We start from the raw sequence: 12,564 nt of genomic DNA, 5'->3' as shown, positions 1-12,564 counted from the left end.
ATCTGCCTATGGCTGATGAACCTTTTTTTCAACTTTACATCCTACCATCTTCTGCGTCCACGATCACCCCGATAGTCATCATTCAACTCGCCCAGGCGATCGTACGTATCCTTATATATCCGAATCACGGCCTGAACTTTGATAAAATCAGCATCTTCCGGTCCAAGCCCCTCCATAAACATTCTCTGAATAATCTGTTGGAAGAACTGTACTCTGGCCTCAATCTGTTCTTGCTCAAGCTGTACTATGTCTTCGAAACTGTGGTTCCCTATGTAATCCATCAACTCGTCATCAGGACTGGAATAATCCGCGTTTCTTCGATCTGCAACCCATTCATCTGGCTCATTGGACTGAAGGTTAACACTGGTGCGTAATTGGGATAAGATGATTTTCTCTTTAGCCAACATGACATGAAAATCTTTGTTACGGAGCAGCTCCGATACAATCAGACTGCACATTTCACGGTTTTGGATCAGTATGCCGTCAAATGGATGTAGCGTCCACTCCCCGTTTGCATAATACAGGTTAAAGTTAAAGAACTCACTGCCATATTTGTATTGAATATTAATCTTGGTCTCATCAATAATCTCGAATGAAAAGTCCAGCATGTTCAGCAAGCTCCTTCGTATAACCCCAGATTTTAGCTTTATTCTATCAAATAAATGAAACAAAGAGACGCACTCAGCGTCCCTCGTAGAAAATAAAACCATGTAGCAATCTCGATACGATATGCAGCGTGTCCTACCCTAATCCAGGAAAGATCCTAATGCACTGGAATCCGGTTTGTTTTTCTCCGGAATGGCAGCAGCCTTCGGTCCTTCCAGACCCAGTCGATCACTCATTTTGGCGTTAAGGGTTGTCATCTTGTTGGTATAGTCATTACAGCTCTCGATAATCCGGCGATTAGACTGCTCGGACAGATCCAGCGCAGACATCAGATCACCCATCGCCTGATTGACTGCTTCAAGAGACATGGCCGGTTTGGACAACAGTTCATTTGTTTTCTCCGTCGTTGTCTTCAACAATCTGGCGTTCTCCTTGAATTGATCTTCAATCGTCTTATTCGTAGCTTCCACAGCAGAAATGACCTTCTCCTGATCATTGAGAGCCATCGCAATCATGGCCGAAACGGTGATCAGATTCGCTGTTTTATCAATGGCATTATTAACGGAATCAATCAGCTTGTCATTGTTATCATTAATGATGTCGGTAGCTGCGATTGCCTGATTGTACAGCATGATCATCTCTGTCATGGATTGAGTACGTGTTACCACTTTGCGCAACCCACGCTCCAGATGTGCTTTACGATTCTCGTTCTCAGGCTTGGCAATCTCGGTTTCGAACAATGCTTTCAATTGATTACCAAAAGAGATTTTGGTCTGCAGATTGTAGATCTCCTGAATGGAGGAACGTTTCAATTGACGCATATTCACGATGCTTTCTTCCAGGTTGTCCTTGCCGTCCCGCAACCCGTTAATGATCGCATCAATGTTCGTGCGAACAGATTGATAACGGTATACATAGTTTTTCAGCGGGCTTTTACGTAACAACTTCCCGACAAAACTCACATTTTTACTCTGCTGCAAACTCTCACATTCATCACGGAGCTTCAGGATCATGTTGGATACCTCTGCCCGGTTCCCGGACATCAATTCATTGACTGGGCGATCAAGCAACTTGAGAGTCTGTCCTGCTCTCTCTTGTGTTTTCACGCCCAACTTGCCGATATCATCCATTAAGGTATCCAGATGAGCCGGATCACTTTGGGACACTTTCTGAATAAGCTGTGTTGCTTCCTGGTTAATTCGTTGCTCATCTTCCTGCTTCAACTGAGCCCATTCCGTTGCCATGCCAATCCCTCCTATAATTCAGAGCTGTTATACCGTTGATGTATTAGTTCCGCTTTGTTCTGGAGCTCCATTAAGTCTTTATGTTCAATCGTTGATACAATATCCGATATCTTGGAATCCACGTCTCGAAGACCATTCAGCAGCATACGCCGATTGTTGCGTTTGGCTTCTCCACTTAAACGCAGAAATGGATTAATAAAACCGTTCAGGTCTTTCAAAATAAGTCTGCGCACCGTATGGTTGATATCTCCGTTATTTAGTTCCTGAAGGGAAGGAATCACACGCTGCAAACGGGCAAACAACGCCAATGATTTCTCCACGATCTCATTATCCAGCTCGTTCTTCTGACCTTCGGAGATGATCATATCCTCCAGAACTTCCAGGTATTCAATCACCGGATCAAATACAGGATCTGGTTCAGTCCGGGAAGGCTTCGCTTGTTCTGTGCTTGCATGCTGTGCGGGAGTGGAACTCGGTTGGGGCTCTGCCAGAGAAGCTTCTCGTGCCCCTGTTGGCACTGTGCTCGGTGCTTGTCCACCATTCAAGCGGGATGGTTCATTTCCGATATCTGTAATGGGTACAGGGGCTGATGACGAACCCTGGACCTGTGTACGTGGCGTGGAACGTGAAGGAATCAATCCTCCGACCACAGTTGCCAGTGCCGGAATTGCCCACGTGATGACATCCGGTAGAAAGGGACTCGTGATCGCCGCGAGACCATAACCAACCAATGCGCCTATACCTATCTTCGTTTTCCGTAACATTACTTGTCCTCCTGCCTTAACAACACATACAGTGCATATTCAAAAAGTCTGATTTTCAGTACCGAGAAGATGGACTTTTTGAATAACCTCTCATCCGTATTGTAAAAAAACCATCCAGAAGGTGTCAATGTTGAGGGAAATTCTCAGCTAGACGTGGTGTACTCCGCTTACCTTCTGAACGTCGATTATAAATGGTTGTTCGATATGACTTCCCAGTATGCCAAACTTCGGATGAAGTGGTCCAATATCATGGCCAAGTGCAGACTTGACCGCCAGATACGGGAAGTTCACGCCCGACAGACAAGACATGTGCAACCCACCCGACATACGCGGATTGATCTCCAGCAACTTCGGTGTATCCTTGCGATATTTCATCTGTATATTAAAATTATAAGGAATCCGATATACTTCTGCCACATTGCGGGCAATCGCCAGCAATTCCTCGTTTTCTTCAAGCAAGCGCAAACGTCCTCTTTCTTTTCTACGCGGAATAGCCGTTAATAGTTTCCCATTGCGATCCGAAAGACAATCAATGCTGTATTCATATCCTTCCAGTACCTCCATCACCATGACATTTTGAAAGGACGGAGCAGAAGAGAACGCACGCAGAGCATCTTCATACGAAATGGAGTTAAGCGCGTATCCGAACAACTCCTGCAACGGATCACGTTCATTGTTAATCACTCGGAATCCCATACCACCCTCACCATTACATGGTTTGAAGCATACATCGTGTCCACGCGCACGCAGCGCCTCATAGGCTTGCTGGAATTGGGCGGCATTATTAACCGTGAAATAATCCGGAATCTCCATAATGCCTTTCTCACGCACCGATTCGTAGAACCGGTCTTTCTCCATCAATTGTTCCAGTAATTCCGTATCTGAGCATACGATAACCCGTGTACCGATCTCTTCGAACAGGGAGATATGTCTGCTGATGTCCAGCATGTTCCAGCGTGGAATAAACACATCAATCTGATGACGACGGCAAAATTCGAGGCAAAAATCAACATATTCCCGGCCCGTTAGACGCGGTTCAACTTCTGCAACATCACAGCCCTGTAATGCCATATGTCCAGGATCAGGATGAGTACCGTAGATCTCAAATTCCATACCGTCCTCATTGTCCCGAATCGCATTCATATAATGGTACGTTACAGAGAACCAACGGTTGAAGTAAATCTTCATTTTTTTCATTTATACGGTCTCCCTTATCTCGGCATGGTCTATCTGGGTCTGTTGATCGTTATGAATACGGTGAACGTAATCGAGAATCTCATCTGCTGCAAAAGCACCGAATTGTTCCGTAAATTGATATGGCACCAGCTCAGGTGCACGCTGTCTCTCCACATGTAACTCTCCGTGGGACGGAGCAATGGCATGCTGCGCAAAGTCCAGCAAACAACGATCCAGCAAGGAATCGCCCGAAGCAATCACAGGCACATCGCCAATGCGTTGCCTAATATGCTCCACTGCAGCTCGTTTGTTCACGGCCGAAGGCACCAGATAGAGCTTCCGGCCCTGAATCGAACTCTCCCATCCCAGCGTCTCTAACACCCGAATCTTGTCCGCAATACGCTCCATGGGAAGCTTGTCACGTTCGATCAACAATGCAAAGAACAGCTCATCACACAATCGTTGATTAATCACCCAGTCCGGGCTCAGTACGTCGTCAAATAAATCCAGGATCTCTTCGGGAGCAGCTGCCTGCTGACGAAGCAAAGAACGAATATGCAGATTCCATTCATCGTCTACCTGACCGTCAACAATGATGTTGCCACCATTACTTGTCACCGCATATTTCGGAATACATTCGCTCTGAAAAATGTGAATGCGCCGATACTGCTCCACGGTACGTGTCGTCACAGGCATAAATACAATGTCTTGTGGCAAAGACTGCAATCGCTCCAGTGCATATGCTGACATAAAAGCGGACAACTTGCCGTTAATCCACTCTGCGGGAACAAGTCCCGGTGTATTTTCGGGAATACGGAGCGCACGACGGGAGTACACCAGCGTCTGGTCCAGATCACTTGCGTAGATCATCATTCTCCTCCACCTCCCAGGGATTGAATAATGCCGCAACAGGAATAGGTTAATCCCGGATATACCTCAACCGGCACATTTCTGTCTCTGGCGAGCATCATGATATGTTGCAAATCCGGATTATCCAGACGGTCCACAAGAATCTTCCAGGGGACCCGTCGCAATAACACTCGGGTTGTTTCTCCGATTCCAGGTTTGATTAGATTGATGTTCGCAATACCAAAGGATTGCTGGATGGACTCGATATCCTGCCAGCCTTTCCAGGTGATTTCCGAAGTACTGGTAGCATTGTCGTCCGAGCGAATCACCACTTGTTCCATCATCTGCGGAAAATGCTGAGCAATAGTATCCACGTATTGGGTCGACACATCCGCAGAGGACCATTCACGATACCATTTGGCCCCGTGAAAATCTGCCGGCCCAATCAGATCATCGCGAAGTACTGTACGGCTCACGAGTCCCGATACCGTGGAATTCAGACAAGCGCTAGGAATGAGATAATCTTCCCTTGTCCCAAAGGTGCCTGAGCATTGCCCCGGATCGGCCAACACGGCAAGATCATCATCAAGACTTACGCCATAAGTCCGTTCCATTTGGTCACAGGATTCTTTCAGCACTTTGCGAATAGCCCCTTTGCCTGTCCAACCGTCTACAAACTGAATGGCTGTTTCCAGACCATGCTGCTGTAAAATATATAAAATTGCGTTCTCGTCCATACCCTTGCCACGAATAATCGAAATGCTATAATGCGGAATCGTCACCTTGTATTTCAATTCAATATAACGTTTGATCAGGATGCCCACAGGTGTTCCGGCTCGAGCCAGAGATACCAGCACCAGATTCAGTCCCCTGCGCTCTACAATCTTCTCAGCCACAATGGCGGTATGACGTGCGATTCTTGCAGCGGATTGTTCCAGCGTCTGATGGAACAGCTCGATGTATTCTGCTGTGGGCTGATATTCCACGGGCAACATCTCCGAATAATGAACCCCGGATTGGATCGCTTGCTCCCGTTCACCTGTTCCCTTTTCCAGATCCACATGGCTGATATCCTTCAGTAGGAAAACAACGTCCGATGCAGCATAACTGCCCATCGGTTCGGGAGACGGAATCTCACGTTGTCTGATTAGCTCCAGTGTAGTTAAGTTCATTGCTCGTTGTCCCCTGTCTTCTCTGGCAAGCCGCAATATACAATATGAATGTGTCCGCATCCCAACTGCCCCAGTACCTTCAACATCGGTTCCATTCGTTCTTCGGACATCTGTCTCTCCAGCAGCACAAAAATCTCGTCATATTGTCCTGGAGCGATGTTATAGATAAAGTTACGAACGGATGCGTCTTCCGGTGAGGCATATCCAGCACCACTACGAACAGCATATCCTGGAGCCGGATGTGTATGGATTGGACTGCGGGTAGTGGATTGATACAACACGCCTTCTCCCATCTCGGCAGCAATACGCATTGGAATGTACATGAACTCCCCTGTTCCCATCACCAACGTCCGTTCTCCCTTACGCTGCGACCGAAGTCGTTCTGCAATCCGGCTAATCTCCTGACGTAGTACCCCATTATGACGGGATTGCATACCAAACCTGCCCGTATGCTGGACGTAGCTCGCTGTGCTACGTTTACCTTCACCATCCTCCGAAGTGGCATGAAGCTGATGGAAGGCATCTGCAACGGTAGAAGTCTGAATCGTCACGGCAGGATGAGGTAGCTGCTCATCTTGTTGTGTTGCTTCCAACTGTGGAGTACCAACCACTTCAATACGGCCCTTCAACAGGCTTAACGGTGTAATGGTAATTCCCAATTCAGCTTCCAGCTCGGCAAACCGAAGTTCGTCCGCTTCCGTACGCCAGTCCAACAGCGAAGCAATCACATATTGCTTCCGGGGGTATCTGGCCTGAATATCCCGAATGATATTCAACGTCGTTTTGCCCGTCGTAATCTCGTCGTCCACCAGAACAATCGGGCCCTCTCCTGCAAAGGCTTCATGATCCAGCGCATAACAACGATGAGCCATCGCGTGGGAATGTTCTTCTTCAAATTGAATATCCGGATGCATCGCTGGAACATATTCGCGAGTGGTGTGAATATAGGAAGCTTGATCAGCAAACATCTCGTACATGCTGTGACCCAGCGCTGTAGCTGTCTCGGCAAAACCAACAAAACGAATCGTTTCCGGCAAACTCAAGCTTTCTTGCAACAGCATGTTGTACGCTTGCCGGGCTTGTTGGGGGTCAATCAGCCCCTCGACCATTTCCCGTTTCCACTCGGTGATCTGAACTTTCGTCTCTTCCGTCTTTTCAGTCAGGTGCTCATATAACAGAACAGCCAATGCCGCGCCACTCAGAAGCGAGGTATACGGGTTAACCGGGATGTGCTTGCCCAGCAGTTTGCTTACAAACAGAAATGAACGTTTCTTATTGATGCGTGCAGCCATGGAAAATAGAGATTCTAGTGGAAGTTGCAGCGGGTTATGTGTAACCTGAACGTTCAGACTGAATTGATCAAGAATTGGGAACGTAGTTATGTTGTTGTTCGTGCTTGGGCAAGAGCCCGACAAAATGCTGCTGTTCATGTAACACCCCATATATTTGTGATCGGATTAGAATTCGATTCGCCCAGCTCAAGTGTGGTTTAATCTCATTCATTTTGTTATAGTAATTACTTTTGAACACACCCAGGCTACCGTCATTACGGGCGATGATGTCTTGGGCATCGGAATATTCCTCATGTGTAACAACGTACATCGCTTGTACGGGCTTAATATGAGAAGGATGAATGATCGTTTTGCCTACAATTCCATTTTCCTTGTCCATCATGACTTCACGCATCAATCCATCCATTGTGTTCGTAATATATTTCATTCTCAGATGCAGCCCTGACTTGCCAAGGGTTTCTTCGAATGGAGTCTGTCGTAATTGAGGTTTGAACACGCGCTCCCGCTGACTGAAATATTCCCAGACAGGACCTGAGATCACATACGGCTTGTCCATCCGTCCAAACAGATTGATAATATCCGAGATGCAGTCACGGATCGTGGCGATATCGTATATGGTCAATTCCGGGCTTCGGCGTAGTCCAAACAGGCTGGAGAAATCGGTCGCACCTATGCGTACATTGAGCACATATTCAACATTTTCATCGAGGATGTTACGAAGGCCCAGTAAGGTCTCCCAACGTGTCTCCCGATATATAATTGAAGCCGTTTCCAATATAGGCATTCCATAGAGAACAGGATAATGTTCCGGTTTCCGTTGATTATACTTGCGGATCTGCTCAAAATAGGCCCTTCCATTCCCCACGCAAAACTTGGGCAAAGCCACGCCTGTCAGCATGGACACCAGTTCTCCCAACGTATCAATGAGACGTTCCAACTGTTGTGGTGAACGTACACGAGCAAACAGAAGAGGCATTTGATCCTGACTCAGCATGCCTGTCTCCATATAAGTCATCAGTTGAGTTAGATGCTGTACCAGACACTGCTCGGCAAACTCTACTTGGTCGTCACCCACAGCGTCCTCCAGATCAATAATAATGGTCGTCAGACCTTCATGTTTACCATTCATAATGTCGTCCGCGATATGTGCGCGCGTCGCGGGCATATATAGAGCAGCCCCAACAGCATATGCCAGTAGATCTTTGGAAGTCCGGTGATTGAACGAGACGGGTGAAGAGAAAAATAAAGTATCTTCTTCTTCCAGACTCAAAAAGTTAAAATATTTCAGGGGTGTCTCCTCCTCGCACCTTTGGCAATAGCCAATCTGCAATAGTTGATTCCAGCTGTCGGGGCATAAAAACCAATCCCTCCTTAGTCTGGAGGGATTGATGGTCTATTATCGAGGATAACGTTGGTCAACAGTATCCTTGCAATGGCGCTGACCGATACAGCGTTTATATATTGAATAAATACAAATGATTACTTTCTTCCCGCAACCCACTGCATTCCCCAATCATGAGCCTCGTCCAACGCCTGATGCCCATTATAGAACTGCACGATTCGTTCAATACTGAATGTCTCATTGTTCACATTGCGTAACATCGCGATGCCACACATGCCAAGCGGGCTCCCGTATTCATTCATTCGAACGATGATATCGGGACCGTCCTTCTGCTGAATGGTTACCACACCGTCTACTTGAGACCAGTTGGCCACACCACCATAAATATAGGTGAATACCAAGATGCGCTCAATTTCCGAGATACGGGCACCATTAATCCGCAGATTCTCTCCCGTCTTAACCGATCCCGTCCGGTCATCCCCATCCAGTGCAATATAAGGGAAACGATTCAGTGAACCAAACGTCTGTCCCAATGCCTGAATCACATCTCGTGTACCATCCTTCATCTCGAACAGGCAGCCCAAGTCCAGATCCACACTCTTGCTGCGACCAAATAACCCTTTGCTACCCTGTTGATTCCAGTTCAGGTTAATCAGGATTTCCCCAAGTCCCCCCGCATTTTTCTTGAGGTTAATGGTGTCCCCCTTCTTCTTCAATTCAATTTTGCTGAAATTGATCGAATTCACAGGAGCAGGCGTCGGTTCTGGTGCGGGCACCGGGGGTGGCGGAGTCGGTACAGCTGTCGGAGGAACGGTTGAAGTCGTTGGTGCGGGGTCTGATCCACCATCCACATCCACACCAAAGTTAGCGCAGAGTGCATTCAAACCACCTGCAAAACCCGACCCTACTGCATTGAACTTCCATTCTCCGTTATGACGGTACAATTCACCGATGACAATCGCGGTCTCCACTGTAAAACCGCTTCCCAGATCATATCTCATTACTTCTTGACCTGTAGCTGCATTGGCAAACCGTAGAAAGCCATGCTGAACCTGTCCAAAATGATGGCGTCGTGCTTCACCGTCATGAATCGTCAGGCTGAAGGCGATTTTCTCAATTCGGGCAGGGATTTTGCCAAGATCAATGGCGAATTGTTTCTTCTCGCCACCAACCTGTCCACCATCCATATACGTGATGAACGAGGTAGAGGGTTGATTATAAAAGATAAAATCCTCATCTCCAGCCACTTTATTGTCTGAACCCAGAAGGAATGCTGATGTGTCCAGCTCTACACCCGAGGCTGCCTCCCAACCAATGCCTACCGTTAGCCGGGACAAGCCCGGATTGGTTTTGGTCAGATCACTCTTCTGGCCTTTCACGACAGAAATCGCCATAGCAGAATCACCTTTCTATGCCAAGTTATGTTATTGTGCATCCAGTCCGTAATTTTTGCATAAAGCAGATAGTCCACCTGTGAAGCCACTGCCTACCGCCTGGAATTTCCAGTCCGCACCTGCACGGTAAAACTCACAGAATACCACAGCTGTTTCTGTAGAGTAGTCTTCTCCGAGGTCGAACCGAAGCACTTCCCGATCACTTGCAGCATCTACAACACGAACAAAAGCATTGGAGACTTGTCCAAAATTCTGCCCTCGTCCATCTCCATCATAGATGGTTACGGTAATACCGATCCGGTGAATGTGCGCAGGGATTTTGCTGAAATCAACGACAACTTGCTCATCATCGCCGTCACCTTCACCTGTACGGTTATCACCAGTATGTGTTACTGAACCCGCACCGCCGCTTGGATTGTTGTAAAAAACAAAGTCATCCGTACCTTTGGCTTTTCCATCTTCGTACAACAAAAAAGCCGAAGCGTCCAGGTCAAAGTCGACTCCACCACTATATTTGTTTGTGTCCCAACCCAAACCAACCACCACACGGGTAAGGCCCGGATTCGTTTTAGTCAGGTCGATACGTTGTCCTTTGGCAAGACTGATCGTCATTTGTTTTTCCACCTTTCCAAATATGTGAGTAAATGAAAAGGAGAACCGTCCAGGAGACGGTTCTTCCCATCCTGTAAGTCGTACTGTACGTCCTATTGCAAACCGTAGTCGCGTGTCAATCCAACCAATCCATCTTGGTAACCACTACCGATGGCACTGAACTTCCACTCGCCGCTATGACGATACAATTCACCAACAACTACACCTGTTTCGATGGAGAAGTCTTCTCCCAGGTCGAAACGAATCAGTTCTTCGCTGTTTGCTTCGTTGACGATTCGCACATAAGCACGGGAGACTTGTCCGAAGTTCTGGCTACGTTCTGTAGCTTCGTAGATTGTAATGGAGAATGCAATTTTCTCTACATTCGCGGGTACGTTAGGCAGGTCGATATTGATCTGCTCATCATCACCATCGCCATCTCCTGTACGGTTGTCACCGGTGTGAACAACAGAACCATTTTCATTTTGTGGATTGTTGAAGAAGATGAAGTTTTTCTCGCCTTCTACTTTACCGTTTGCATTGGCACAGAATACCGATACATCCAGGTCAAAGTCTTTTCCGCCATCATACTTATTGGTATCCCAGCCCAAGCCTACTGTGATTTTTGTCAAACCTGGGTTCGTTTTAGTCAGATCGATTTTTTGACCTTTAGAGAGATTAATTGCCATCGTATGATCATCCTCGCTTATTTAAGTGTATTGTAGTTATCGTGACATATGAATATCAGGATTATTGTCGATTTAGATTAAATCTTGTACTTAGGAGTACCTGCGAGCGAGTTCATTGATATGTACCGCATGGGAACCCTCTCCAATTGCCGAGAATTTCCATTCGCCTCCATGACGATACAATTCACCACAGATCAACGCCGTTGAACCTGTGTAGTTTTCGGATAGATTGAACTTCACGAGCTCACTGGAATTTTTACCATCCAGAATACGAATATAAGCCTTCTCAATCATGCCAAAATCTTGCTTGCGATTGACACAATCGTAGATATTAACAACGATTAATATTTTATGAACATCAGCAGGAATACGGGACAGATCCATTTTGATCTGTTCGTCGTCACCGTCTCCCTGTCCTGTTAGATTGTCACCTGAATGGATAACCGAACGACATGCACTTTGCTTGTTGTGGAAGCAAACCAGGTTGGAGTCCTTGACCAACTTGCCTTCCTCATTCAACATGATCGCCGATGCATCACAATCGATATCCGCTTGTTTTTTTCTTCCAAAGAAACCTTTGGCAGTTACCGGGTCCCAACCGAGACCAGCAATCACCTCAGTAAGTCCTGCATTGCCTTTGGTTAAATCAATCTTTTGTCCTTTGACCAAATTAATGCTTGCCACTGATTTTCACCTCCCTTCATATGTAAAATAGCTACTTAGAGATTGAATTCACTCGGGTTCAGTCCAAGTACGATGCATATCTCGGCAACGACTCTTTTCTCCTGATCATCAAAGTTGCCATCAGCTGAACCAATCGCACTGCATACACCCACAATAACGCGTCCTACATCTGGCTTGGCTTTGAATTTCCCAATAGCTTTCAGCGCTTCCTGCTTCCCGATCTCTGGAGAGAACTCAAAGTTCGCAACATAATGATTAAAGCGTGTAATCACTTCAGCCATATCAAATACTTTCAATTCCTGACTCAGGTTGATATAACCGGCCATCTTGTTCTTTTCCGCTTCATCAATGGAACCATCTGCAAAAGCAACCAGTGCACAACCTGCAACCACGGCATCCATAAAATCTTTATTTTTAAACTTTTTGACTTGCTCTTCAAGTCCTTGTTTTGTTGAATTTAACCAGCTTTTAAATGAACTCATACTCAACCTCCAATAGTTTCAACCTGGTGTTCCGTACATTCTTTTCAAGATTTTTCAGTAACTTTCATGTCTACATCATGTTGAATATAAGTTAAATTATTCCTTAACTATACTCTGAAATACGGCAATATTCTACATTAAAAAACAATTAATACCTTATGATACGCATCGTTCTGGATATAGTTTCAAGCAAGATGCGAGAACTTTCTATTCACTTCATTTTTCAGGCAAATATTCCCCTATTTGAAGCCCAAACATAAAAAGGCTCTGATCAGGGGA

Annotated in this window: 13 protein-coding genes; all 13 read right to left on the bottom strand. The window is 46.3% G+C overall.

From position 1 onward, the window contains the following. Positions 1 to 41: 41 nt before the first annotated feature. Entirely contained in the window at positions 42 to 608 is a 567-nt protein-coding gene (locus tag CXK86_RS23885) for a hypothetical protein (protein WP_101314694.1), read from the bottom strand. A gap of 138 nt (positions 609 to 746) precedes the next feature. After that, positions 747 to 1,850 carry a toxic anion resistance protein gene (locus CXK86_RS23880; protein WP_036606281.1) on the bottom strand — a complete coding sequence of 368 codons (1,104 nt, stop codon included), beginning with the start codon at positions 1,848 to 1,850 and terminating at the stop codon, positions 747 to 749. Between the two features lie 11 nt (positions 1,851 to 1,861). Further along, complete coding sequence (locus CXK86_RS23875; protein ID WP_036606279.1) at positions 1,862 to 2,614, bottom strand: hypothetical protein; 753 nt, start codon at positions 2,612 to 2,614, stop codon at positions 1,862 to 1,864. Positions 2,615 to 2,761: 147 nt separating this feature from the next. Next, positions 2,762 to 3,811 (bottom strand): ATP-grasp domain-containing protein, encoded by a 1,050-nt coding sequence (locus CXK86_RS23870; RefSeq protein WP_101314693.1) that lies wholly within the window; start codon positions 3,809 to 3,811, stop codon positions 2,762 to 2,764. Further along, positions 3,812 to 4,660 (bottom strand): HAD family hydrolase, encoded by an 849-nt coding sequence (locus CXK86_RS23865; protein WP_101314728.1) that lies wholly within the window; start codon positions 4,658 to 4,660, stop codon positions 3,812 to 3,814. It lies immediately after the preceding gene. Continuing rightward, on the bottom strand, positions 4,660 to 5,811 hold the full coding sequence (locus CXK86_RS23860; protein ID WP_101314692.1) for a cysteine protease StiP family protein: 1,152 nt from the start codon (positions 5,809 to 5,811) through the stop codon (positions 4,660 to 4,662). The genes CXK86_RS23865 and CXK86_RS23860 overlap by 1 nt, the downstream gene beginning before the upstream one ends. Then, on the bottom strand, positions 5,808 to 7,241 hold the full coding sequence (locus CXK86_RS23855) for a phosphoribosyltransferase family protein (RefSeq protein WP_101314691.1): 1,434 nt from the start codon (positions 7,239 to 7,241) through the stop codon (positions 5,808 to 5,810). Before CXK86_RS23855 ends, CXK86_RS23860 begins: the two co-directional genes overlap by 4 nt. After that, on the bottom strand, positions 7,171 to 8,373 hold the full coding sequence (locus CXK86_RS23850; protein ID WP_257468102.1) for an HpcH/HpaI aldolase/citrate lyase family protein: 1,203 nt from the start codon (positions 8,371 to 8,373) through the stop codon (positions 7,171 to 7,173). The genes CXK86_RS23855 and CXK86_RS23850 overlap by 71 nt, the downstream gene beginning before the upstream one ends. Positions 8,374 to 8,582: 209 nt before the next feature. Beyond that, positions 8,583 to 9,839, bottom strand: coding sequence for a TerD family protein (locus tag CXK86_RS23845; RefSeq protein ID WP_047841800.1), 1,257 nt, complete (start codon positions 9,837 to 9,839; stop codon positions 8,583 to 8,585). Positions 9,840 to 9,869: 30 nt separating this feature from the next. Then, positions 9,870 to 10,451, bottom strand: a complete 582-nt coding sequence (locus CXK86_RS23840) for a TerD family protein (protein WP_036606267.1) — start codon at positions 10,449 to 10,451, stop codon at positions 9,870 to 9,872. A gap of 92 nt (positions 10,452 to 10,543) precedes the next feature. Next, on the bottom strand, positions 10,544 to 11,119 hold the full coding sequence (locus tag CXK86_RS23835; protein ID WP_036606264.1) for a TerD family protein: 576 nt from the start codon (positions 11,117 to 11,119) through the stop codon (positions 10,544 to 10,546). Between the two features lie 90 nt (positions 11,120 to 11,209). Beyond that, positions 11,210 to 11,803 carry a TerD family protein gene (locus tag CXK86_RS23830; protein ID WP_101314690.1) on the bottom strand — a complete coding sequence of 198 codons (594 nt, stop codon included), beginning with the start codon at positions 11,801 to 11,803 and terminating at the stop codon, positions 11,210 to 11,212. Between the two features lie 35 nt (positions 11,804 to 11,838). Next, a complete protein-coding gene (locus CXK86_RS23825; RefSeq protein WP_036606259.1) occupies positions 11,839 to 12,285 on the bottom strand; it encodes a tellurite resistance TerB family protein in 447 nt (148 codons plus the stop codon). Positions 12,286 to 12,564 lie beyond the last annotated feature (279 nt).

Source organism: Paenibacillus sp. BGI2013 (genome assembly GCF_002843485.1).
GTDB lineage: Bacteria > Bacillota > Bacilli > Paenibacillales > Paenibacillaceae > Paenibacillus > Paenibacillus amylolyticus.
Note: the sequence above shows the minus strand (reverse complement) of the source record. Positions and strands in the feature narration are given on the sequence as shown.